Below are 23,486 nucleotides of genomic sequence, written 5' to 3' on the forward strand. Positions count from 1 at the left end.
GTTAAATCGCTTTCGCGGGCAAGCCTCGCTCCTACAGAAAGCAAAATCAGCGCCCACAAAAAAGCCGACACTGCTGTCGGCTTTTTTGTGTCTGTGTAACGACGTCTAGATGGTCAGCGTCCAGTCGTAGTCCACGATCAGTGGTGCATGCTGCGAAAACCGTGGCTGACGTGGCAAACGAGCGCTACGTACAAAGCGGCGCAGGCCCGGCGTCAGTATCTGGTAATCGAAGCGCCAGCCCAGGTTGAGCATCTCAGCCTGCTCATTGTCCGGCCACCAGCTGTACTGATCACCTTCACGGCTGACTTCGCGCAGGGCATCGACATAACCCATGTTGCCGACAATCTCGTCCATCCAGGCACGCTCAGGTGCCAGGAAACCCGGGGATTGCTGGCTGTCGCGCCAGTTCTTGATATCCAGCTTCTGTTGCGCCACGTACAGCGAGCCACAGTAAATGTACTCGCGACGTTTGCGTCGCTGTTTATCCAGATAACGGGCGAAGTCGTCCATTAGCTTGAACTTCTGGTTCAAGTCTTCATCGCCGTTCTGCCCCGAAGGGAGCAGCAAGGTCGCGATGCTGACCTTGTCGAAATCGGCTTGCAGGTAGCGCCCGTAGCGGTCGGCCGTCTCGAAACCGAGACCGCTGATGACTGCCTTCGGCTGCAACCGCGAATACAAAGCCACGCCACCCTGGGCGGGAACTTCGGCTTCGCAGGCATAAAGGAAGTAGCCATCCAGTTGGAAGGCTGGATCGTCCAGTTCAAAGGCGGAGGCGCGGGTGTCCTGCAGGCAGATGACGTCGGCATTCTGTGCTTGCAGCCAACTGAGCAAACCTCGCTCCACTGCAGCCTGAATACCATTGACGTTCACACTGATGATCCGCATAAATGGCCCCAAAAATCGCGTGCGTGTATGATACACGGCGTCAACCTAATTAGCTAAATCCGTGGTATTTGGGGTTTTTTTCATGCAAGCGTATCAGCGCGATTTCATTCGTTTTGCCATCGATCGCGGCGTTTTGCGCTTCGGTGAGTTCACCCTGAAGTCCGGGCGTACCAGTCCATACTTCTTCAATGCCGGCCTGTTCAACTCGGGTTCGGCCCTGGCGCAGCTGGGTCGTTTCTACGCGGCGGCCATCGTCGAGAGCGGCATTCCCTTCGACGTACTGTTTGGCCCGGCCTACAAAGGCATCCCTTTGGCGGCGACCACCGCAGTGGCCCTGGCTGAACATCACGACCGTGATTTGCCATGGTGCTTCAACCGCAAAGAGGCCAAGGCCCATGGCGAAGGTGGCAGCCTGGTCGGCGCGCCGTTGACCGGCGATGTGCTGATCATCGACGACGTGATCACCGCTGGCACCGCGATCCGCGAAGTGATGCAGATCATCGCTTCCCAGGATGGCGCCAAGGCGGCAGGCGTGCTCATCGCCCTGAACCGTCAGGAGCGTGGCAATGGTGAATTGTCGGCGATCCAGGAAGTGGAGCGTGATTTCGGCATTCCGGTGATCAGTATTGTTTCGCTGAATCAGGTGCTGGAATTCCTCGCCGACGATCCGCAGCTCAAGCAACACCTGCCAGCCGTAGAAGCCTACCGCGCGCAATTCGGCGTCTGACCCTGTAGGAGCCGGCTTGCTGGCGATCAATGCAACGCGGTGTGTCAGGCATGCCACCATCGCTGGCAAGCCAGCTCCTACAGGGATCTCACCGATTTTGTAGGAGCCGGCTTGCCGGCGATGGCGGCGCCGCGATTTATCAGGCGCACGTCCGCACAAAAAAAGACCCCGCTCAGCTAGGCTGAGCGGGGTCTTTTTGTATGCGCGATCGCTTAGTGACGCTTGCGATTGCTGATCAAAGTACCCACGCCGGTATCGGTGAAGATTTCCAGCAAGATCGCATTCGGCACGCGACCATCAATGATCAGCGAGCTGCCCACGCCACCCTGAACCGCTTCGAGCGCGCAACGGATCTTCGGCAGCATGCCGCCGTAGATCGTGCCGTCGGCAATCAGGTCGTCGACCTGCTGAGTGCTCAGGCCGGTCAGGACCTGGCCCGACTTGTCCATCAACCCGGCGATGTTGGTCAGCAGCATCAACTTCTCGGCTTTCAGCGCTTCGGCCACCTTGCCGGCCACCAGGTCGGCGTTGATGTTGTAAGACTCGCCGTTGGCACCGACGCCGATTGGCGCGATCACCGGGATGAAGTCGCCTTTGACCAGCAGGTTCAGCAAGTCGGTATTGATGCCGACCACTTCACCGACGTGACCGATGTCGATGATTTCCGGTTGGGTCATCTCCGGCGTCTGGCGGGTGACGGTCAGCTTCTTCGCGCGAATCAGCTCGGCGTCTTTACCGGTCAGGCCGATGGCGCTGCCGCCATGACGGTTGATCAGGTTGACGATGTCTTTGTTGACCTGGCCACCCAGGACCATTTCCACCACGTCCATGGTTGCCGCGTCGGTGACGCGCATGCCATCGACAAAGTGGCTCTCGATCGACAGTCGCTTGAGCAGATCGCCGATTTGCGGGCCGCCGCCGTGAACCACCACCGGGTTAATCCCGACGGCTTTCATCAGCACGATGTCGCGGGCGAAGCCGGTTTTCAGCTCCTCGCTTTCCATCGCGTTGCCGCCGTATTTGATCACCAGCGTCTTGCCGACATAGCGGCGGATGTAAGGCAGCGCTTCGGACAGGACCTTGGCGGTGTTGGCGGCGGCTTCGCGTTCGAGGGTCATTCAGGGCTCCGGGTGAATCAGAACGGTAGTTGGAGATCAGGTGCAACACGCTTCAACTGGACTTTGAAAACGTCCTTGATGCGTTGCAATTCAGCCTCGTCATCGGCCTCGAAGCGCAGCACCAGCACCGGTGTGGTGTTGGACGCGCGCACCAGGCCCCAGCCTTTGGCATAGTCGACTCGCACGCCGTCGATGGTGGTCAGGTCGGCGCCTTCGCCCCACTTCGCGTCGTGCAATGCATCAATGATGCTGAATTTGCTCTCTTCGGTCACATGGATATTGATTTCCGGCGTAGAAATATCATTCGGGAAGGTCGCAAACAGCTCTTCCGCGGTGGATTTTTCCTTGCTGAGGATTTCCAGCAGCCGTGCGGCGCTGTAAATGCCATCGTCGAAACCGAACCAGCGTTCCTTGAAGAAAATGTGCCCGCTCATTTCGCCGGCCAACAGGGCGCCGGTTTGTTTCATTTTCTTTTTGATCAACGAATGACCGGTCTTCCACATTAGCGGACGACCGCCGTATTCCTTGATCAGCGGTGTCAGGCGGCGGGTGCATTTGACGTCGAAGATGATTTCCGCGTCCGGGTTGCGCGCCACGACGTCGCGGGCGAACAGCATCAGCAGGCGGTCCGGGTAGACGATGCTGCCGGTGTTGGTCACTACGCCAACGCGGTCGCCGTCGCCATCGAAAGCCAGGCCGATGTCGGCGTTGGTTGCCTTGACCTTGGCGATCAGGTCGACAAGGTTTTCAGGCTTGCCCGGATCCGGGTGGTGGTTCGGGAAGTTGCCGTCGACTTCGCAGAACAGCGGGATGACTTCGCAGTTCAGCGCTTCGATCAGTTGCGGGGCGATCACGCCGGCCGCGCCGTTGCCGCAGTCGACCACGACTTTGAGGCGGCGGGCCAGTTTGATGTCCTGGACGATTTCGGTGTTGTAGCGGTCGAGGATTTCGACCTTGGTGATGCTGCCCTTGCCGCTGCTCAGGTTGTTGGACTTGAGGCGATCGTGCAGGGCCTGGATCTGTTCGTTGGCCAAGGTGTCGCCGGCGATGACGATCTTGAAGCCGTTGTAGTTCGACGGGTTGTGGCTGCCGGTCAGCATCACGCCCGATTTGCCGGCCAATACGTTGGCGGCGTAGTACAGCGCCGGGGTTGGCACCAGGCCGACGTCGCTGACGTGGCAACCGGCCTCGGCCAGGCCTTTGATCAGCTGCTCGACCAGTTCCGGGCCAGACAGGCGACCGTCGCGGCCAACGGAGACGTTCGGTTCGTCCTGGGCCAGGCTTTGGGCGCCAATGGCGCGACCGAGCCAGTAAGCGGTTTCAGCGTTCAAGAATTCCGGGACGGTGCCGCGAATGTCGTACGCGCGGAAAATGCTGTCGGGGAACTTGGGTGCGACTTGGGCTGGGTTGCTCATCTGTGGGAATGCTCCATCTCGAAAGTGGCTGGACCTGCGCGCGAAGAACGCTTCGGCGGGCTCGAACTGAAGGGTATGACGGCGTTTTTCGCAGAGAGTTCGTGGTGCGAAAAGGCCATGCCACCAACGCCAACCAGGATTTGGCCAGCCAATGCCTTGTTTTCCAGTGTTAAACCTTCCAGATGACGGCTAAGCAATTTTCATTCTGAAAATGCAGAGCACCCTTCAGGCCGGGCAGGGCGCCCAGCCTGAAAACCAGAAATCAATGCTTGCCGGAATGCCCGAAACCGCCCGCACCGCGCTCGGTTTCAACGAACTCTTCGACCATCTCGAAGTGCGCTTGAACCACCGGCACCAGAACCAGCTGGGCCAAACGCTCGCCAACCACCATGTTGAAATCGGTCTGGCCGCGGTTCCAGCACGAAACCATCAACGGACCCTGGTAATCGGAGTCAATCAGGCCGACCAGGTTGCCCAGCACGATGCCGTGCTTATGGCCCAGGCCGGAGCGCGGCAGAATCAGCGCCGCCAGGCCAGGATCGCCAATGTAGACGGACAGGCCGGTCGGGATCAGCACGGTTTCACCCGGTTTGATCACGATGTCTTTTTCCAGCATGGCGCGCAGGTCGAGGCCGGCGGAGCCTGGGGTGGCGTATTGCGGCAGCGGGAATTCAGTACCGATGCGTGGGTCGAGGATCTTGGCTTGCAAAGCGTGCATGTAAATTAAACCTGGTTCAGACGTTCGGCGATAAAAGTGATCAGCTGGCGAGCAATCTTGCTCTTGCTGGTCTGGGCGAAAAGTGTGGCGTGGAGCTCACGGTCGATCACGCTGCAGGCGTTTTCTTCGCTGTTGAAGCCAATGCTCGGGTTGGCGACGTCGTTGGCGACGATCAAATCGAGGTTCTTGTCTTTCAACTTGCGCGCAGCGTAATCGAGCAGGTGTTCGGTTTCAGCGGCGAAACCGACACTGAATGGGCGGTCGGGGCGCGTGGCGATGGTGGCCAGAATGTCTGGGTTGCGGACCATTTGTAGTAGCAAGCCGTCGCCGTTCGTAGGGTCTTTCTTGAGTTTCTGTGGGGCGACGACTTCCGGGCGGTAGTCCGCGACTGCTGCCGAGGCGATGAACAGGTCGCAAGGGATCGCGGCTTCGCAAGCGGCGAGCATGTCGCGGGCGCTGACCACGTCGATGCGGGTGACGCGATCCGGCGTCGGCAGGTGCACCGGGCCGGTGATCAGGGTCACGCGGGCGCCTGCTTCAACGGCGGCTTCGGCCAGGGCAAAGCCCATTTTCCCAGAGCTGTGGTTGGTGATGTAGCGCACCGGGTCGATGTTTTCCTGGGTCGGGCCGGCGGTGATCAGTACGTGTTTGCCGGTCAGCGCCTGACGCTGGAAGCAGTCCGCCGCGCATTGGGCGAGTTCGACGGCTTCGAGCATGCGGCCCAGACCAACGTCACCACAGGCCTGGCTGCCCGAGGCCGGGCCGAAGGCCTTGATGCCGCGGCTTTCGAGGGTTTGCAGGTTGGCCTGGGTCGCCGGGTCGCGCCACATGGCCTGGTTCATCGCCGGAGCGACGGCGACCACGGCGTCGGTGGCCAGCACCAGCGTGGTCAGCAGGTCGTCGGCGATGCCTTGGGCCAGACGGGCGATCAGGTCCGCGGTCGCCGGAGCGATCAGCACCATGTCGGCCCACTTGGCGAGTTCGATGTGGCCCATCGCCGCTTCGGCCGCCGGGTCCAGCAGGTCCAGGTGAACCGGGTGCCCGGACAGGGCCTGCATGGTCAGCGGAGTGATGAACTCGGCACCGCCACGGGTCATGACCACGCGCACTTCGGCGCCCTGATCGATCAGGCGGCGAACCAGATCGGCGCTCTTGTAGGCAGCAATACCGCCGCCGACGCCCAGAACGATGCGTTTCCGATACAGCCGCTGCATAGGTCTGCCTTTCATTTCGTTGATGACTGCGTAGCGATACCCCCTCCCCAGGAGTGAAATCGCCCACAAAAAAGATGGGCTACGATATCACAGCGACCGCTACGGAACAGCGGCGCCCACAGACCAGGGAGGTGCTATGAGTATTCGCGATTGGCCGGCGGCCGAGCGGCCGCGGGAGAGGTTACTGGAGTTGGGTTCGGCGAGCCTTTCGGACGCAGAGCTGTTGGCGATTTTTTTACGGACTGGCGTGTCGGGTAAAAGCGCAGTGGATCTGGCGCGACATTTGTTGAGTCAATTTGGCAGCCTGCGCGCCTTGCTGGAGGCCGATCTAAAGGCATTCAGCGGACAGTTGGGGCTCGGGCCGGCAAAGTTTGCGCAGTTGCAGGCAGTGTTGGAAATGGCCCGTCGGCATCTGGCTGAGCGCTTGCGCCACAGCTCCGTGTTGGAGAATCCGCTGATGGTGCGTGATTACCTCAAGTCGATGCTGCGACATGAGCCTCATGAAGTATTTGGTTGTCTGTTTCTCGATTCGAAACATCGAGTGCTGGCGTTTGAATCACTGTTTCGCGGCTCTATCGACTGCACCAGCGTTTATCCGCGTCAGGTGGTCAAGCGCGCTTTGGCTCACAACGCCGCAGCTTTGATCCTTTGCCACAACCATCCCTCAGGCAATCCCGACCCTAGTCATGCCGACCGAAAGCTGACAAAGCGCCTGCAAGAGGCGCTGGACTTGATCGATGTGCGGATACTTGACCATTTCATCATCGGCGACGGTGATCCGCTGTCGATGGCGGAGTATGGGTGGATGTAACGGGACTTTGTAGGAGCCGGCTTGCTGGCGATCCGGACAACGCGGTGTGGCTGATTGACCGCGGTGATGCCATCGTCGGAACGCCGCCCGCAGCAAGCCGGCTCCTACAAGGGTTTGTGGTGTTACTTCAGGTTGACCTTGGAGTAATCCTGGCGGCCAAACGGGCTCACCGAATACCCCTCGACTTCCTTGCGCATCAGCGCGAAGGCGGTCGGGTGGGCCAGCGGCAGCCACAGCGCCTGCTGCTGGATCTGCGCCTGAGCCTGTTCATAGAGCTTGGTGCGTACACCTTGCTCGGAGGTGGTCTTGCCGGCACTGATCAGCTTGTCCAGGTCCTGGTTGCAGTAACGGGCGAAGTTGGTGCCGGACTTGACCGCCGCGCAGGAAAATTGCGGCGTCAGGAAGTTGTCCGGGTCGCCGTTGTCGCCAGCCCAGCCCATGAACAGCAGGTCGTGTTCGCCGGCCTTGGCGCGGCGGATCACTTCGCCCCATTCAATCACGCGAATCTCGGCCTGAATGCCGATTTCCGCCAGGTCCGACTGGAGCAGTTGCGCGCCGAGGCTTGGGTTGGGGTTTAGCAGGCTTCCGGACGGGCGGGTCCAGATCGTCGTCTGGAAACCGTCTTTCAGGCCGGCCTTGGCCATCAATGCCTTGGCTTTTTCAACGTCATGCGCGTAGCCCGGCAAGCCTTTGGCGTAGCTCCAGGTATTCGGCGGATACGGGCCGTTGGCGGCTTCGGCGGTGTCTTCGAACACGGCTTTGACGTAGTTGGCCTTGTCGAACGCGAGGTTGATCGCCTGGCGCACTTCAGGCTTGTCCAGCGGCGGATGCTGGCTGTTGATGGCAACGAACGCGGTCATGAACGCGTCAGTCTTTTCGACTTTCAGTGTCGGCTCTTTCAGCGCGGCTTGTACGTCCAGCGGTTTCGGCGAAAGGGCGATCTGGCACTCGTTTCGACGCAGTTTCTGCAACCGCACGTTGGCGTCCGGGGTGATGGCGAAGATCAGCGGGTCCACCGAAGGCTTGCCACGGAAGTAGTCCGGGTTGGCCTTGTAGCGAATCGTGGCGTCCTTCTGAAAACGTGTGAACACGAACGGGCCGCTGCCGATCGGTTGGCTGTTGAGCTTCTCCGGGGTGCCGGCTTTCAGCAGCTGGTCGGCGTATTCGGCGGAGTAGATCGAGGCGAAGCCCATGCTCAGGGTCGGCAGGAACGTCGATTCCGGATGATCGAGGGTGAAGCGCACGGTCAGTGGGTCCAGCGCGTCGATCTTCTTGATCAGTGCCGGCAATTGCATCGATTGCGCGTGCGGGAAGCCGCTCTGCGCCACTTTGTGCCACGGATTTGCCGGGTCGAGCATGCGCTCGAAGCTGAATTTCACGTCTTCGGCGGTCAGTTCGCGGGTCGGACTGAAGTATTCGGTGCGGTGGAATTTCACCTGCGGGTGCAACTTGAACACGTAGGTCAGGCCATCCGGGCTGACTTCCCAGCTGTCCGCAAGGCCTGCGACCACTTTGCCGCTGGCGGTATCGAAGTCCACCAAACGGTTCATCAGCACGTCGGCCGAAGCGTTGGTGGTGGTCAGCGAGTTGTATTGCACCACGTCGAACCCTTCCGGGCTGGCCTCGGTGCAGACGCTCAGGGCGGCGGCGTGGGCCAGCGGGCTCAGTAGAAGCGGGGCGAGCAACAGCGGTAGGGCAGCGAGGCGCATGGTCGGATTCCTTTACAGATCGAAGGCCCATCTGCAAGTGCAGTCTGGAAAAGGCTTACCCTAGAGGGCTCTTTTGTAAATGACTATCCCCTTTTTCATTTTAAGGGGACTATGTGCGATCGTTTTCGGTGAATGCCGGCCGAGAAAACCCCTGGATTGGCCGGTTGGCCGATTTTCTGCGACGAGCGGTCTTTATCGACGATAGCCTTTACCCAAGGCGCTCGCAGCCTGAAAAATGGGGTTTTTATCAAGTCTGTGCGCACGGAATGTTGTTGCACCTCAGTCTTTCTGGTATAAAGCAGCGCTCTTTTCTAGGGGCCCGGTTCCTTCACTGTAGGTGTAGCCGGTAAGACCTCTAAAGAAACGCGGCGCCTGGCGCCAAATGACTGAGAGATTAAGCGGCCAACCCATGCCGGGTTGGGCATGTGGTTTTAGAGGGCTGAGGCATGTCGAGAGTATGTCAAGTTACCGGTAAGGGTCCGGTGACTGGGAATAACATTTCCCACGCAAACAACAAAACCCGTCGTCGTTTCCTGCCGAACCTGCAGCATCACCGCTTCTGGGTTGAAGAAGAGAAACGTTTCGTGCGTCTGCGCGTATCTGCCAAAGGCATGCGTATCATCGACAAGCGTGGCATCACTGTCGTGCTGGCCGAAATCCGCGCCGCTGGCAAGATCTAAGGGAGCTAATCATGCGTGAATTGATTCGTTTGATTTCGAGCGCCGGTACTGGTCACTTCTACACTACCGACAAGAACAAGCGCACTACTCCGGACAAAATCGAGATCAAGAAATTTGATCCGGTTGTTCGCAAGCACGTGATCTACAAAGAAGGCAAAATCAAGTAATTGATTTTTCCCTCTTACGAAAAAGGCCCGTATCGCGAGATACGGGCCTTTTTTGTTGCCTGAGGTTTGTGTTGTCTGCCAGGGCGCCTTCGCGGGCAAGTCGAATCGTCGCACCGCTCGCTCCTACAGGGCGGACGCAATCCACTGTAGGAGCGAGGCTTGCCCGCGAAGAGGCCGGCCCGAACAACGCAAGTCCTCAGGCCTTCTGTTCAAACGCCACATAAATCTTGCGGCACGGCTCCAGCACTTCCCAGGTGCCACGAAAGCCCGCCGGGATCACGAAGCGATCACCCACGCGCAGTGTCTTGGCATTGCCGTCGAGGTCACGCAGCACTGAAACACCCTGAACGATTTCGCAGTATTCGTGCTCGGTGAAGTTCACCGTCCATTGACCGACAGCGCCTTCCCACACACCGGCATTCAACTGGCCGCACGGGCTGTTGTAGTGGTTGTAAACCACTTGCTCGGGGTCGCCCTTCAAGATTTTCGCCGGGTCCGGCCTGTAACGCTCGGGCTCGGTAGTGGCTTGGCTAAAATCGACGATATTCTGGATGCTCATTATTGTTATCCCCCGTGATTGCGGCGCGAGTGGCTGGAAAGATGGTCGGAAAGCCCAAAGTCTATGTTTATTAAAATGAACACCGCAAGGCCGTTTACCGACCTTATGTCAAATATATTGAAACAACCCCGGCCACTGGTTTAGGGTGACGGTTGCCTTCGGCCGAATTGCAGGCTGGCTGGGCAGAATTCCTGGGGACGTCCGCGAAGAACGCGGGGCGCTCGTATTCAATAAGAGGAGGACACTCGAATGACCACCCTGACTCGTGCCGATTGGGAACAACGGGCTCGCGATCTGAAGATCGAAGGCCGTGCCTACATCAATGGCGAATACACCGATGCCGTCTCCAGCGAGACCTTCGAGTGCATCAGCCCGGTCGATGGCCGTCTGCTGGGCAAGATTGCCAGCTGTGACGCCGCCGACGCCCAGCGCGCTGTTGAAAACGCTCGCGCCACGTTCAATTCCGGCGCCTGGTCGCGTTTGGCCCCGACCAAACGCAAAGCCACCATGATCCGTTTCGCCGGCCTGCTGAAACAGCACGCCGAAGAGCTGGCCCTGCTTGAAACCCTGGACATGGGCAAGCCAATCAGCGATTCGCTGTACATCGACGTTCCCGGTGCGGCGCAAGCCCTGAGCTGGAGCGGTGAGGCTATCGACAAGATCTACGACGAGGTCGCCGCAACCCCGCACGATCAGTTGGGTCTTGTCACTCGCGAGCCGGTCGGCGTTGTCGGCGCCATCGTGCCGTGGAACTTCCCGCTGATGATGGCCTGCTGGAAACTCGGCCCGGCGCTGTCCACCGGTAACTCGGTGATCCTCAAACCATCCGAAAAATCACCGCTGACCGCCATCCGCATTGCTGCGCTGGCCGTTGAAGCCGGCATCCCGAAAGGCGTACTGAACGTGCTGCCGGGCTACGGTCACACTGTCGGCAAGGCCTTGGCCCTGCACAACGATGTCGACACGCTGGTGTTCACCGGTTCGACCAAGATCGCCAAGCAACTGCTGATCTACTCGGGCGAATCGAACATGAAGCGCGTCTGGCTCGAAGCTGGCGGCAAGAGCCCGAACATCGTGTTCGCCGATGCCCCGAACCTGCAGGAAGCTGCGGAAGCGGCTGCGGGCGCCATCGCCTTCAACCAGGGCGAAGTCTGCACCGCCGGTTCGCGTCTGCTGGTCGAGCGTTCGATCAAGGACCAGTTCCTGCCGCTGGTAATCGAGGCCTTGAAAGCCTGGAAGCCGGGCAACCCGCTGGACCCGGCGACCAACGTCGGCGCGCTGGTGGACACTCAGCAGATGAACACCGTGCTGTCCTACATCGAATCCGGCCACACCGACGGCGCCAAACTGGTTGCTGGCGGCAAGCGCACGCTGCAGGAAACCGGCGGCACCTACGTTGAGCCGACGATTTTCGACGGCGTCAGCAACGCGATGAAAATCGCCCAGGAAGAAATCTTTGGCCCGGTGCTGTCGGTCATCGCTTTCGATACCGCCGAAGAAGCCGTCGCGATTGCCAACGACACGCCTTACGGCCTGGCCGCAGCCGTGTGGACCAAGGACATCTCGAAGGCGCATCTGACCGCCCGTGCATTGCGTGCCGGTAGCGTGTGGGTCAACCAGTACGATGGTGGCGACATGACCGCACCGTTTGGTGGCTTCAAGCAGTCGGGCAACGGCCGTGACAAGTCGTTGCATGCGTTCGACAAGTACACCGAGCTGAAGGCGACCTGGATCAAGTTGTAAGCCGTTAAAGGGAGGCTGCTGCAGAGCAGGCCTCCCGATCGACGCAGATCCCTTGTGGGAGCGAGCCTGCTCGCGATAGCGGTGTAACAGTCGACGAAAATGTTGAATGTTGCTCCGTCATCGCGAGCAGGCTCGCTCCCACATTTGTTTTGTGTTGTCTGCGAAAAATAATATCCACAGGAGCGTGGAACATGCGTTGGGCGACTTATTTCGCCGTGTTGGCGTCTGTCTTGAGTGTCGGCCTGGCCCTGGGTGTCAGCATGCCGCTGGTATCGTTTCGCCTGGAAGGCTGGGGTTACGGTTCGTTTGCCATCGGCGTAATGGCCGCGATGCCGGCGATTGGCGTATTGCTGGGGGCGAAGATCTCCAGCCATCTGGCGGCGCGGCTCGGCACGGCCAATCTGATGCGCTTGTGCCTGTGGGCCGGGGCGGCGTCCATCGGTTTGCTGGCGCTGTTGCCGAGTTATCCGGTGTGGCTGGTGCTGCGGCTGATGATCGGGGTGATCCTGACCCTCGTCTTCATATTGGGTGAAAGCTGGATCAACCAGTTGGTGGTCGAGCAATGGCGCGGTCGGCTGGTGGCGCTGTATGGCAGCAGCTATGCGCTGAGTCAGCTGGCCGGGCCTTTGTTGTTGGGTGTTCTGGGCACCGAGAACGATTACGGGTTCTGGGTCGGGGTCGGTTTGCTGACGGCGGCACCGTTCCTGTTGCTCGGCCGCAGCGGTGCGCCGACCAGCGAAGCCTGCAGCGTGACTTTCAGCGACTTGTGGGGCTTTTGCCGAGGCCTGCCGGCGATTGCCTGGGGCGTGGCGCTGTTCGCAGCGTTCGAGGCGATGATCCTGACCTTGTTGCCGGTCTATTGCCTGCGCCAGGGCTTTACCACGGAAATCGCGTTGGCGATGGTCAGCACCGTGGTGGTGGGCGATGCCTTGCTGCAATTGCCGATTGGCGCACTGGCGGATCGCTTGTCGCGACGCACGTTGTTCACCGGTTGCGCTGTGGTGCTGATGCTCTCGAGCCTGGCGATCCCGTTGCTGATCGACACGTTGCTGATCTGGCCATTGTGGGTGCTGTTCGGCGCCAGTGCCGGGGGCTTGTTCACCTTGTCGCTGATCCTGATCGGCGAGCGTTATCGCGACGATGCGCTGGTGCGGGCCAATGCGCATATTGCGCAGTTGTGGGGCATTGGTTGCCTGGTCGGACCATTGGCGGCTGGCGCCGGTAGTCAGTGGATCAGCGGTCATGCGTTGCCGCTGTTGATGGCGGCGGGTGCGTTTGGGCTGGTGATTTTGCTGTCGCGCCAAGGTGCGTTCGGCACGGTGGCTGAACCTGCCTGAAACCGAAATGTAGGAGCGAGCCTGCTCGCGATGGTGTGTCAGTCAAACCTGTGTGGCTGACACACCATCGCGAGCAGGCTCGCTCCTACAGGGGGTGTTTATTGTGGGTTAGAGCATCTTCTCCAGGCCCACGGCGGTGCTCATCCATGCATTGAAATGGCGCCACCAGCTTCCCGGTTCATCGGTCAATGTGTGCATTTTTCCGTCGTCTTCGGTCACCCAGACGATCCGATTGTTTTCCAGTTTCACCTCATAACTCAGAGGCGGCGCCATACCTTCCAGCGCCGCCTTGCGCACATAGACAGCGAGTTCGGGGCTGTCTACCAGCACCCCGACCTCGGTGTTCCACAGCAGCGAGCGCGGGTCGAAGTTGAACGAGCCGATGAAGGATTTCTGCTGGTCGAAGATCATCGCCTTGCTGTGCAGGCTGGAATCGGAATCCTGGTGCGACTTGCTGTAGAAAATATGCGGTCCGCTGCCGCCGCCTTCGCCGGGCTGGCGACGCAATTCGTACAACTTCACGCCATGTTCCAGCAATGCCCGGCGATAGGGCGCATAACCGCCGTGCACCGCCGGTACATCGGTGGCTTCCAGTGAGTTGGTCAGCAGGCTGACAGAGACCCCGGCATCGGCGCGGCCAGTCAGGTAAACCAGCCCTGGCTGGCCCGGTACGAAGTAAGCCGAGATCATGATCAGCTCTTTGCTGACCCCGTTCAGCTCAGGCGCCAACTGCGTGGTCAGCAGCAATTGCGGATCGGGCTCGCCGTCTGCCAAAACCTTGCTCGGTGCGTCCCACAACGCCTGGTTCCAGGCCCAGATCAACTCCCGGCGCCAGATGTCCATGCGCGGGTTTGTGGTGTAAGTCATCAATTGTTGATACAGCGCGTGATTCTGTTTGCGCGTCTCTTCCAGTGATTCTTCCAGGCGCGTGCGGGTGTTTTGCAGGTCCTTTTGCGTCGGTCGGCTCGACAGGAATTCATCGATCGGCTTGCTCAGCGCACTGTTCCAATACTGGTCGAAGCTGTGGCCCAGCTGCTCGGCGACCGGGCCGACGCCGAGCATGTCGATGTCGGTGAAATTCAGGTTGGGCTCGGCATCGAAATACTCGTCCCCCAGGTTACGGCCGCCAACGATGGCGGCGCTGTTGTCCGCCAGCCACAGCTTGTTGTGCATGCGCCGGTGTTGCAGCGACAGATTGAACAGCCGCCCCATGGTCCGCGTCACGCCGGTGCTGCGGCCCAGGTGCAGCGGGTTGAACAGGCGGATCTGGATCTGCGGGTGCGCCGCCAGCGTGGCGATGATCCAGTCGAGGCCATCGCTGGTGGTGTCGTCGAGCAGGATTCTCACGCGTACGCCACGGTCGGCAGCCTTGAGCAGTTCGTCCACCAGCATCCGTGTGCTGATGCCGTCATGGACGATGTAGTACTGCAAGTCGAGGCTGCTTTGGGCGTTGCGGATAAGTTCGGCACGGGCCATGAACGCTTCGCCGCTATTGGACAGCAGACGAAAGCCGGACTTGCCCTCGTGGGGCGCGGCCTGGGCCTGGATTGATCGACCGAATGCCGAGTCGCTGGCGGGCAGCGCCTGGCTCGGTTCGCGTTGAACATCGAGACTGGCGCAACCGCCCAGGAGCGAGGCGAGTAGCAGCAGAGCGAGTAGGGGCTGTCTGACTCTCACGTGGGATCGGTCCGATTGGCGGCAGGTGTCGACATATGGACGCTGGATCTCGGCTAAAGGTCAGTCAGTGAAGTTCTCATTTTCCGCCAGCAGTTTGATTGCCGCCGCGCCGACCTTGCGCACCGCGTCTTCGATCTGTGGTGTTGGCTTGGCAGCGTAGTTCATCCGCAGGCAATTGCGGTATTTGCCCGAGGGCGAAAAGATGCTGCCGACGGCAATCTGTACGCCTTGGTCATGCAGGGCGCGGTTCAGTTTCAGGGTGTCGAAGCCATCGGGCAGTTCGACCCAGAGCATGAAACTGCCTTGCGGCCGACTGGCGCGGGTGCCAGCGGGAAAATAGCGGCTGACCCAATCGATCATGATGTCGCGATTGCGCTGGTATTGTGTGCGCACCCGCCGCAAATGAGGTTCGAAGTGACCGGCCTTGAGGAATTCGGCGATGGCAATCTGCGGTTGCGGCGCTGTGCTGCCGGTGCTGATGTATTTCATGTGCAGCACTCGCTCCAGATAGCGGCCCGGTGCAACCCAGCCGATGCGCAGGCCGGGTGCCAGCGTTTTGGAGAAGGAACTGCAGAGTAGGACGCGGCCGTCTTCGTCGAAGGATTTGATCGTGCGCGGTCGCGGGTAGTTGTAGGCCAGTTCGCCATACACATCGTCTTCGATAATCGCCACGTCGAAACGCTGTGCAAGCGTCAACAACGCGCGTTTGCGCGATTCCGGCATGATGTAGCCCAGCGGGTTGTTGCAGTTGGGGGTCAACTGTATGGCCTTGATCGGCCATTGCTCCAGGGCCAGTTCCAGTGCATCGAGGCTGATTCCGGTCAGCGGGTCGGTGGGGATTTCCAGGGCTTTCATGTTCAAGCCCTTGAGCGTCTGCATGGCGCCGTGAAAGCTCGGCGAATCCACCGCGACGATGTCGCCCGGCTCACAGATGGAGCGAATGCTGGTGGACAGCGCTTCGTGGCAGCCGGTGGTGATCACCAGGTCGTTGGCCGTCAGTTGGCAGCCGGAGTCGAGCATCAGGCGGGCGATTTGCTCACGCAGTTCGAGGGTGCCGTGGATGTTGTCGTAATACAGGCCGGGCATGTCCTGTCGCCGACTGATGCGCGCGAGGTTGCGCAGCAACGGTTTCATGGTTGGCGTGGTGATGTCCGGCATGCCGCGACCCAGTTGCACCACGTCTTTGCGCGGCACCGCGCGGATCAGTTCCAGCACCTGGTCCCACTGCGAAATATCCACAGGACGTTGCGCCGGACGGCCAATCGCCGGCAGTTCCGGCAGGTCGCGGCTAGCCGGGACGAAGTAGCCGGACTTGGGTTTCGGCATCGCCAGTCCGCTGTCTTCCAGCACTCGATAGGCCTGTTGCACCGTGCTCAGGCTGACCCCGTGTTCGACGCTCAATGCCCGCACCGACGGCAGCCGGTCGCCGGGGCGATAGAAGCCCTGTTCGATCCGCGTGCCGAGCAATTCGGCGAGGTTGACGTAAAGGGTCATGGCGCAGTCTCGCTGTGAGTGATTCGGTTGACCAGTACAGATCAGGCAAAAAATTGTAATTCAGAGGTTAAAACGCCAAATCTGTATGGAGTTAATACAGGCTGGTTGAATCTGTAATGCTTTTCGCCGTCCGCGCATCATGAAAGCTCTGGCTACCCAAGTAAACAGGAGCAATCAAAATGAACGGCTTGAGCGATGTGCGGCTGACGTTACGCAGTCAGGAACTGGCGGCAGGGCAAATCAACGGTACGCGCGAGGCGTTGATGCGCAACGCACCGTCGGGCCTGAGTCGCTGGGGTCTGTTCTGGCATCGTCTGCACACGCGCAAGGCGTTGCTGGAACTGACGCCGGAGCAATTGCGGGATGTCGGGTTGAACCGGGAACAGGCGCGGGAGGAGGGGCTTAAGCCTTTCTGGCGGATCTGAGGTTTGTGGTGTTCATTCGATCCATTCGCGGGCAAGCCTCGCTCCTACAGGATGTGCGTTCAACTGTAGGAGCGAGGCTTGCCCGCGAAGGCGTCATCACGGACGCCACAAATCCCTCAGACCAACTCTTTAAGCCGATGCCACAACATCCCCAACGCCAACAACGGCGAACGCAAATGCTTCCCGCCGGGGAAAGTAATGTGCGGCACCTTGGCAAACAGATCGAACCCGCCACCCTGCTGTCCGCTGATCGCCTCGGCCAGCAGCTTGCCCGCCAGGTGCGTGGCATTCACGCCGTGACCTGAATAAGCCTGGGCGTAATACACGTTCGGCTGGTCCTTGAGTCGACCGATCTGCGGCAATCGATTAGCGCCAATGCCGATCATCCCGCCCCACTGATAATCAATCCTCGCGCCGGCCAGTTGCGGGAACACCTCAAGCATCTTCGGCCGCATGTACGCGGCGATGTCCTTCGGGTCGCGACCTGAATAATGGCAGGCGCCACCGAACAGCAAGCGACGATCCGCCGAGAGCCGGTAGTAATCCAGCGCCACCCTTTGATCACACACCGCCATGTTCTGCGGCAGCAGTTCATGCGCCTGTTCTTCGCTCAAGGGTTCGGTGGCGATGATGTAGCTGCCGGCGGGCAACACCTTGCCGCTGAGTTCGGGGTTGAGTTGGTTGAGGTAGGCGTTGCAGCCCAGCACCAGGGTTTTTGCGCGAACCGATCCTTGAGCCGTATGGACCTTCACCTCCGGGCCGTAATCAATGCGGGTCACTGCCGATTGCTCAAACAGTCTGGCGCCCAGTTGCTGCGCAGCGGCGGCTTCGCCCAATGCCAGATTCAGTGGGTGCAAATGGCCCGAACCCATGTCGATCAGGCCGCCGACGTAGCGATTGGAACCCACCACGCTGTGCATCTCATGCGCTTGCAGCAATCGGGTTTCATAGCGGTAGCCGAGGTCGCGCAGTTCTTCGGCGTCTTCGGCGAAACCTTCCAGGTCGCGGGGTTTGTTGGCGAGATCGCAGTAACCCCAGGTCAGGTCGCAAGGGATCTGAAAACGCTCGACGCGTTGTCGGACGATTTCCACGGCTTCCAGGCCCATGAGTTTCATCTGACGCACGCCGTCCGTGCCGATCACGTTGGCGAACTGATCGAGCCCATGACCGACGCCACGAATCAGTTGCCCACCATTACGGCCGCTGGCGCCCCAGCCAATCTTGTGCGCTTCGAGCAGCACCACGCTGAGGCCGCGCTCCGCCAGCTCAAGCGCGGTGTTCAGCCCGGAAAACCCGCCGCCGACCACGCACACATCGGCTACCAGCTCACCTTTCAACGCCGGATGATCGGGCTGCGGCAGGCTGCTGGCGGCGTAATAAGAGGCGGTGTGCTGAGCACGGGCATTCATGCGCATCATCCTGATTTTTGTGTTTAGAAAATTTGACGGAGCATAAGCCGGACCTTCCGGCGCGGGCAACACTGGTCGGTTGTGGCTGTCTGGATCGGCGCGTTTGCGTCAGAATCGCGCTTCAGTCCGCTTTGGGCCACCGTTTCGATGAGCTGCAACAGTCAGAAAATCCGCACGTTACGACAGCAGATCCCCTCGTTCGAGTGCGTGCCCGGCTGCCATGACTGCTGCGGACCGGTGACCACCTCGCCGGAAGAAATGTCCCGCCTGCCGCGCAAGACCCGCGCCGAGCAGGATGCGGCGATGGATGAGCTCAACTGCGTGCACTTGGGGCCCAACGGCTGCACGGTGTACGACGAGCGGCCGCTGATTTGCCGATTGTTCGGCACCACCAAGACATTGCCGTGCCCGAATGGGCGGGGGCCGGTGGAGCTGATTCATCCGCGGGTGGAGAAGCAGATTCATGAGTACATGGCTTCCACCCGGCAGGTGCTCGTCTGAGGGAAGACCGAGTCGCCTGTAATCGCCAGCAGGCTAGCTCCCACACTGGATCTGTGTCATGCACGGAATGTGTGTCCGCTGAAGATCAACTGTGGGAGCTAGCCTGCTAGCGATGGGGGCTGAACAGGCACCACAAAGTCTCAATCCGGAATCGGCAGACTCAAACTCTCCTTCACCTCTTCCATCACGATATAACTCTTGGATTCGCGCACATGCGGCAGCTTGAGCAGGATGTCGCCCAGCAGCTTGCGATAAGAAGCCATCTCCGAGATCCGCGCCTTCACCAGGTAGTCGAAATCCCCTGACACCAAATGGCATTCCAGCACGTGGGGCAGTTTCAGCACCGCGCGTCGGAACTCTTCGAAAGTATCGCCGGATTTGTAGTCGAGGCTGATCTCGACGAACACCAGCAGACTACCCTTGAGGTGCTGCGGGTTCAGCCGGGCGTTGTAGCCCATGATGATCCCTTCGCGCTCCAGGCGCCGGACCCGCTCGGTGCAGGGCGTGGTCGAGAGCCCGACCTTTTCCCCAAGCTCCGTGAAGGAGATACGCCCGTCCGCTTGCAGGATCCGCAGGATGTTGCGGTCGATCTTGTCCAGCTCACGTTTGGTCTGAGTGTTGGTACGCATAGGGGATGCGCCTCCGTGAAAAGCGTTTTTGCCGAGAATTGTCGCCAAATATAGGTGCTTATATAGTGAAATGCACTGGCTAATCTTTTTTAAACTGCCCACATCTACGGTCTGTTCTACAAACGTCAGCGGCACGCCGCGATGAGGGATATGAAAATGCGCGTTATGGTCTTGGGTAGCGGCGTCATCGGTACCACCAGTGCTTATTATCTGGCGCGTGCCGGGTTCGAAGTGGTGGTGGTGGACCGTCAGCCGGCTGCGGCCATGGAGACCAGTTTCGCCAACGCCGGGCAGGTTTCGCCGGGTTATGCCTCGCCGTGGGCCGCGCCGGGTGTGCCGCTCAAGGCCATCAAGTGGCTGTTGCAGCGCCACGCACCGCTGGCGATCAAGGCCACTGCCGACATCGACCAATACCTGTGGATGGCGCAGATGCTGCGCAACTGTACCGCCAGCCGTTATGCGGTGAACAAGGAGCGCATGGTCCGTCTGTCCGAGTACAGCCGTGACTGCCTCGACGAACTGCGCGCCGAAACCGGCATTGCCTACGAAGGCCGCAGCCTCGGTACTACTCAATTGTTCCGCACCCAGGCTCAACTCGACGGCGCCGCGAAAGACATCGCCGTACTGAAAGAGTCCGGCGTGCCGTTCGAACTGCTCGACCGTGCCGGCATTGCTCGCGTTGAACCGGCGCTGGCCAGCGTGACCGATATCCTTGCCGGTGCCCTGCGCCTGCCGAACGACCAGACCGGCGATTGCCAGATGTTCACCAGCCGCCTGGCCGAAATGGCTGTGAAACTGGGTGTGGAATTCCGCTTCGGCCAAGACATTCAAAAGCTCGACTACGCCGGTGATCGCATCAACGGTGTGTGGATCGACGGCAAGCTGGAAACCGCTGACCGCTACGTATTGGCACTCGGCAGCTACTCGCCGCAACTGCTCAAGCCGCTGGGCATCAAGGCGCCGGTTTACCCGCTCAAGGGTTACTCCCTGACCGTGCCGATCACCAACCCGGCGATGGCCCCGACGTCGACCATTCTCGACGAGACCTATAAGGTCGCGATCACCCGTTTCGACAACCGCATCCGCGTCGGCGGCATGGCTGAAATCGCCGGTTTTGACCTGTCGCTGAACCCGCGTCGGCGCGAAACCCTGGAGATGATCGTCAACGACCTTTATCCTCAGGGCGGCGATCTGGCCCAGGCAAGTTTCTGGACCGGTCTGCGTCCGACCACGCCGGATGGCACGCCGATTGTGGGTGCAACGCCGTTCAGCAACCTGTTCCTGAACACCGGTCACGGCACCCTCGGCTGGACCATGGCGTGCGGCTCCGGTCGCTTGCTGGCCGACCTGATGGCGAAGAAAACGCCGCAGATCAGTGCAGAAGGCCTCGATATTTCCCGTTATGGCAGCAAAGTCCAGGAGCCCGCAAAACATGGCAATCCAGCGCCAGCTCACCAATGAGCGCATGAGTCAGATCGTCGCTCACAACGGTACGGTGTATTTGGCAGGGCAGGTCGGCGACGACATGAACGCCGGGATTGAACAGCAGACTCGCGAAACCCTCGCCAATATCGAGCGTTTGCTGGATATGGCGGGTACCGACAAGCATCATTTGCTGTCGGTGACGATTTACCTGAAAGACATCGACGCGCACTTCGAAGGCATGAACGCGGTGTGGGACAAGTGGCTGCCAAAAGGCGTCGCCCCGGCCCGTGCAACGGTTGAGTCGAAGCTGTGCGAACCGGAAATCCTGATCGAACTGTCGGTTGTAGCCGCTCTGCCGTAAGCCTGTCAGAAAGATCCCTCTCCCGGTGCTGTTGGCGGTTCACGCTGTCAGCCAGCGCCGGTTTTTATTCCCATGACCGCCTAGAAGCCCTGCCGCCATGCGTCCAGCCCGTGCCCTGATCGACCTTCAAGCCCTGCGTCACAACTACCGGATCGCCCGTGAACTCACTGGGGCCAAGGCCCTCGCGGTGATCAAGGCGGATGCCTACGGCCATGGCGCGGTGCGTTGCGCCCAGGCGCTGGAAGCCGAGGCGGACGGGTTTGCCGTAGCGTGCATCGAAGAAGCACTGGAACTGCGCGCTGCCGGCATTCGCGCGCCGGTGTTGTTGCTGGAAGGTTTTTTCGAAGCCGACGAGCTGGCGCTGATCGTCGAGCATGATTTCTGGTGCGTGGTGCATTCGCTGTGGCAACTCGAAGCCATCGAAAAAGCCGCGCTGAGCAAACCGATCACTGTCTGGCTCAAGCTCGATTCGGGCATGCACCGGGTCGGTCTGCATCCAAAGGATTACCAATCGGCCTATCAACGGCTGCTGGCCAGCGGCAAGGTCGCGAAAGTGGTGCTGATGAGCCACTTCGCCCGCGCCGATGAGCTGCACAGTCAAGCCAGTGCCGAGCAGGTGGCGGTGTTTGAAGCGGCCCGTCAGGGTTTGTCCGCCGAAGTCAGCCTGCGCAACTCGCCGGCAGTGCTCGGTTGGCCGCAGATTCCGAGTGACTGGGTGCGTCCGGGCATCATGCTCTACGGCGCCACGCCTTTCGAAGAAGCCAACGCCGTGGCCTCGCGCCTGCAACCGGTGATGACCCTGGAATCGAAAGTGATTTGCGTGCGTGAGCTGCCGGCCGGCGAGCCGATCGGTTACGGCGCCAAGTTCATCACCCAGAAGCCGATGCGCGTTGGCGTGGTGGCGATGGGTTATGCCGATGGCTATCCGCGTCACGCACCGACCGGTACGCCGGTGATGGTCGCCGGGCAGCTCAGCCAGTTGATCGGCCGGGTGTCGATGGACATGCTCTGCATCGATCTGACCGATGTACCGCAAGCCGGGCTGGGTTCGACCGTCGAGTTGTGGGGCAAAAACGTGCTGGCCAGCACCGTGGCGGAAGCCGCGGACACGATTCCCTATCAGATCTTCTGCAACCTGCGCCGGGTTCCGCTGCTCTATTCCGGGGCTTGACCCGAACCGCGCGGACCGGAAGTCGCTTCGCCGAACAGGATTCAGGCCAAAGTGTTGTAAATACTGAACGCTGTCGCCATGATAACGCTCAATATTCCTACAACCTGAATCCTGGAGGCGCAAGCTTGGACGTCGGTGAACGACTGCAATCCATCCGTAAGCTCAAAGGTCTTTCGCAGCGTGAACTCGCCAAACGCGCGGGCGTCACCAACAGCACCATTTCGATGATCGAGAAGAACAGCGTCAGCCCCTCGATCAGTTCGCTGCGCAAGGTTCTGGGCGGGATTCCCATGTCGATGGTCGAGTTCTTTTCCGAAGAGATCCTGCAGGAAAAACCGACTCAGATCGTCTACAAGGCTAACGAGCTGATCGATATTTCCGATGGCGCAGTGACCATGAAACTGGTCGGCCGGGCTCACCCGAGCCGCGCCATTGCCTTCCTCAATGAAATCTACCCGCCAGGCGCCGACACCGGTGACGAGATGCTCACCCATGAGGGCGAGGAAACCGGGATTCTGGTGGAAGGGCGTCTGGAGCTGGTGGTCGGGCTGGAAACTTTTGTGCTCGAAGCCGGTGATAGCTACTACTTTGAAAGTACCAAGCCGCACCGTTTCCGTAATCCGTTCGACGCGCCGGCGCGACTAATCAGCGCAGCCACGCCAGCGAATTTCTAAGAGAAGAGGCGTCCTGCCAGCACGGCAGCGGCACCCGAAGGGTTTTTCCGCGGCGCAACAAGACCCCTTCGACTTTGGGGTTGTTTCAGTGCGGCGGGCTTACCGCTATACTTGCGCCCGCCTGCGAACCGTGGCCGTAGGCGTGACTAGCCACCATTGAGGGTGAACGCGTGAACCTAATTATGAAAATGCTGGCTGCACCAGCAACCGTATTGGCCCTTTGGGCTGTCAGCGCTCAAGCTGCGACGAATGACGATATTGCAAAACGCCTTGATCCAGTTGGCCAAGTTTGTGTTCAGGGTCAAGAGTGCAAGGGGATGGAAGTCGCTGCTGCTTCTGGCGGCGGTGGCGGTGCCAAGGCACCTAAAGACGTGATTGCAAAACATTGCAATGCTTGCCACGGCACCGGCCTGTTGGGCGCGCCGAAAATCGGCGACAAGGCTGCCTGGAAAGAACGCGCCGATCACCAGGGCGGTCTCGACGGCATCCTGGCCAAGGCCATTACCGGTATCAATGCGATGCCGCCTAAAGGCACCTGCGCCGACTGCTCCGACGACGAGCTGAAAGGCGCCATCAAAGAGATGTCCGGCCTGTAACACGCCCGCATCGTTAGCGAAAAAGCCGCCTCCGGGCGGCT

Annotated in this window: 23 protein-coding genes and 1 pseudogene; 13 read left to right on the plus strand and 11 right to left on the minus strand. The window is 60.1% G+C overall.

All coding sequences use genetic code 11. The annotated features are described in order from the left end of the window. Positions 1-105: 105 nt before the first annotated feature. Entirely contained in the window at positions 106-885 is a 780-nt protein-coding gene (locus KGA97_RS02015) for an exodeoxyribonuclease III (RefSeq protein WP_008030595.1), read from the minus strand. Between the two features lie 82 nt (positions 886-967). Here KGA97_RS02015 and pyrE point away from each other — a divergent pair, with 82 nt between their 5' ends. Further along, the gene (pyrE, locus tag KGA97_RS02020; protein WP_008038033.1) at positions 968-1,612 is read left to right on the plus strand and encodes an orotate phosphoribosyltransferase; all 645 of its coding nucleotides are present in this window, start codon (positions 968-970) and stop codon (positions 1,610-1,612) included. Positions 1,613-1,824: 212 nt separating this feature from the next. Here pyrE and argB read toward each other — a convergent pair whose 3' ends face one another. From argB to coaBC, 4 genes and pseudogenes are all read right to left on the minus strand, one after another. Next, positions 1,825-2,730 (minus strand): acetylglutamate kinase, encoded by a 906-nt coding sequence (gene argB, locus KGA97_RS02025; RefSeq protein ID WP_008030582.1) that lies wholly within the window; start codon positions 2,728-2,730, stop codon positions 1,825-1,827. 17 nt (positions 2,731-2,747) lie between these two features. Then, positions 2,748-4,124 (minus strand): annotated as a pseudogene (locus KGA97_RS02030) (phosphomannomutase/phosphoglucomutase); the annotation flags it as partial. Between the two features lie 283 nt (positions 4,125-4,407). Further along, on the minus strand, positions 4,408-4,863 hold the full coding sequence (gene dut / locus KGA97_RS02035) for a dUTP diphosphatase (RefSeq protein WP_008030580.1): 456 nt from the start codon (positions 4,861-4,863) through the stop codon (positions 4,408-4,410). Between the two features lie 5 nt (positions 4,864-4,868). Continuing rightward, entirely contained in the window at positions 4,869-6,077 is a 1,209-nt protein-coding gene (gene coaBC / locus KGA97_RS02040; RefSeq protein WP_150631431.1) for a bifunctional phosphopantothenoylcysteine decarboxylase/phosphopantothenate--cysteine ligase CoaBC, read from the minus strand. Positions 6,078-6,213: 136 nt separating this feature from the next. Between coaBC and radC the strand changes: the two genes are divergently transcribed. After that, positions 6,214-6,888, plus strand: a complete 675-nt coding sequence (gene radC / locus KGA97_RS02045; protein WP_008030574.1) for a RadC family protein — start codon at positions 6,214-6,216, stop codon at positions 6,886-6,888. A 122-nt stretch (positions 6,889-7,010) separates the two neighbouring features. On the opposite strand, the gene KGA97_RS02050 is transcribed toward radC, so the two are convergent. Beyond that, a complete protein-coding gene (locus KGA97_RS02050) occupies positions 7,011-8,597 on the minus strand; it encodes an ABC transporter substrate-binding protein (protein ID WP_223480133.1) in 1,587 nt (528 codons plus the stop codon). A gap of 446 nt (positions 8,598-9,043) precedes the next feature. On the opposite strand from KGA97_RS02050, the gene rpmB reads away from it, so the two are divergent. Together rpmB and rpmG are read left to right on the plus strand one after the other, a co-directional pair. After that, complete coding sequence (gene rpmB / locus KGA97_RS02055; protein ID WP_003176907.1) at positions 9,044-9,277, plus strand: 50S ribosomal protein L28; 234 nt, start codon at positions 9,044-9,046, stop codon at positions 9,275-9,277. A gap of 11 nt (positions 9,278-9,288) precedes the next feature. Beyond that, positions 9,289-9,444 carry a 50S ribosomal protein L33 gene (gene rpmG / locus KGA97_RS02060; RefSeq protein WP_007894709.1) on the plus strand — a complete coding sequence of 52 codons (156 nt, stop codon included), beginning with the start codon at positions 9,289-9,291 and terminating at the stop codon, positions 9,442-9,444. Between the two features lie 196 nt (positions 9,445-9,640). Here rpmG and KGA97_RS02065 read toward each other — a convergent pair whose 3' ends face one another. Continuing rightward, positions 9,641-10,003: a cupin domain-containing protein gene (locus tag KGA97_RS02065; protein WP_008030568.1), complete on the minus strand. Its 363-nt coding sequence runs from the start codon at positions 10,001-10,003 to the stop codon at positions 9,641-9,643. A gap of 249 nt (positions 10,004-10,252) precedes the next feature. Here KGA97_RS02065 and KGA97_RS02070 point away from each other — a divergent pair, with 249 nt between their 5' ends. Then, entirely contained in the window at positions 10,253-11,746 is a 1,494-nt protein-coding gene (locus KGA97_RS02070; protein WP_008038003.1) for an aldehyde dehydrogenase, read from the plus strand. Positions 11,747-11,937: 191 nt separating this feature from the next. Beyond that, on the plus strand, positions 11,938-13,083 hold the full coding sequence (locus KGA97_RS02075; RefSeq protein ID WP_223480134.1) for an MFS transporter: 1,146 nt from the start codon (positions 11,938-11,940) through the stop codon (positions 13,081-13,083). A 108-nt stretch (positions 13,084-13,191) separates the two neighbouring features. On the opposite strand, the gene KGA97_RS02080 is transcribed toward KGA97_RS02075, so the two are convergent. After that, entirely contained in the window at positions 13,192-14,760 is a 1,569-nt protein-coding gene (locus KGA97_RS02080) for a phospholipase D family protein (protein ID WP_223480135.1), read from the minus strand. Positions 14,761-14,820: 60 nt separating this feature from the next. Continuing rightward, the gene (locus tag KGA97_RS02085; RefSeq protein WP_192228205.1) at positions 14,821-16,254 is read right to left on the minus strand and encodes a PLP-dependent aminotransferase family protein; all 1,434 of its coding nucleotides are present in this window, start codon (positions 16,252-16,254) and stop codon (positions 14,821-14,823) included. Positions 16,255-16,433: 179 nt separating this feature from the next. On the opposite strand from KGA97_RS02085, the gene KGA97_RS02090 reads away from it, so the two are divergent. After that, on the plus strand, positions 16,434-16,679 hold the full coding sequence (locus KGA97_RS02090) for a DUF1127 domain-containing protein (RefSeq protein ID WP_223480136.1): 246 nt from the start codon (positions 16,434-16,436) through the stop codon (positions 16,677-16,679). A gap of 116 nt (positions 16,680-16,795) precedes the next feature. On the opposite strand, the gene KGA97_RS02095 is transcribed toward KGA97_RS02090, so the two are convergent. Next, complete coding sequence (locus KGA97_RS02095; protein WP_223480137.1) at positions 16,796-18,088, minus strand: NAD(P)/FAD-dependent oxidoreductase; 1,293 nt, start codon at positions 18,086-18,088, stop codon at positions 16,796-16,798. 147 nt (positions 18,089-18,235) lie between these two features. Here KGA97_RS02095 and KGA97_RS02100 point away from each other — a divergent pair, with 147 nt between their 5' ends. Next, positions 18,236-18,589: a YkgJ family cysteine cluster protein gene (locus KGA97_RS02100; RefSeq protein WP_007947437.1), complete on the plus strand. Its 354-nt coding sequence runs from the start codon at positions 18,236-18,238 to the stop codon at positions 18,587-18,589. 140 nt (positions 18,590-18,729) lie between these two features. Here KGA97_RS02100 and KGA97_RS02105 read toward each other — a convergent pair whose 3' ends face one another. Continuing rightward, on the minus strand, positions 18,730-19,218 hold the full coding sequence (locus KGA97_RS02105) for an Lrp/AsnC ligand binding domain-containing protein (RefSeq protein ID WP_003177284.1): 489 nt from the start codon (positions 19,216-19,218) through the stop codon (positions 18,730-18,732). A 156-nt stretch (positions 19,219-19,374) separates the two neighbouring features. On the opposite strand from KGA97_RS02105, the gene dadA reads away from it, so the two are divergent. From dadA to KGA97_RS02130, 5 genes are all read left to right on the plus strand, one after another. Continuing rightward, positions 19,375-20,679 (plus strand): D-amino acid dehydrogenase, encoded by a 1,305-nt coding sequence (dadA, locus tag KGA97_RS02110; RefSeq protein WP_008030556.1) that lies wholly within the window; start codon positions 19,375-19,377, stop codon positions 20,677-20,679. Beyond that, positions 20,651-21,004, plus strand: a complete 354-nt coding sequence (locus tag KGA97_RS02115; RefSeq protein WP_008030554.1) for a RidA family protein — start codon at positions 20,651-20,653, stop codon at positions 21,002-21,004. The genes dadA and KGA97_RS02115 overlap by 29 nt, the downstream gene beginning before the upstream one ends. A 97-nt stretch (positions 21,005-21,101) precedes the next feature. Beyond that, positions 21,102-22,175, plus strand: coding sequence for an alanine racemase (gene alr, locus KGA97_RS02120; RefSeq protein WP_223480138.1), 1,074 nt, complete (start codon positions 21,102-21,104; stop codon positions 22,173-22,175). Positions 22,176-22,300: 125 nt separating this feature from the next. Continuing rightward, the gene (locus KGA97_RS02125; RefSeq protein WP_007947433.1) at positions 22,301-22,849 is read left to right on the plus strand and encodes a cupin domain-containing protein; all 549 of its coding nucleotides are present in this window, start codon (positions 22,301-22,303) and stop codon (positions 22,847-22,849) included. Between the two features lie 182 nt (positions 22,850-23,031). Further along, entirely contained in the window at positions 23,032-23,445 is a 414-nt protein-coding gene (locus KGA97_RS02130) for a c-type cytochrome (protein ID WP_032828815.1), read from the plus strand. Positions 23,446-23,486 lie beyond the last annotated feature (41 nt).

This window comes from Pseudomonas sp. BF-B-15, assembly GCF_019946675.1.
Taxonomy (GTDB): Bacteria; Pseudomonadota; Gammaproteobacteria; order Pseudomonadales; family Pseudomonadaceae; genus Aquipseudomonas; species Aquipseudomonas migulae.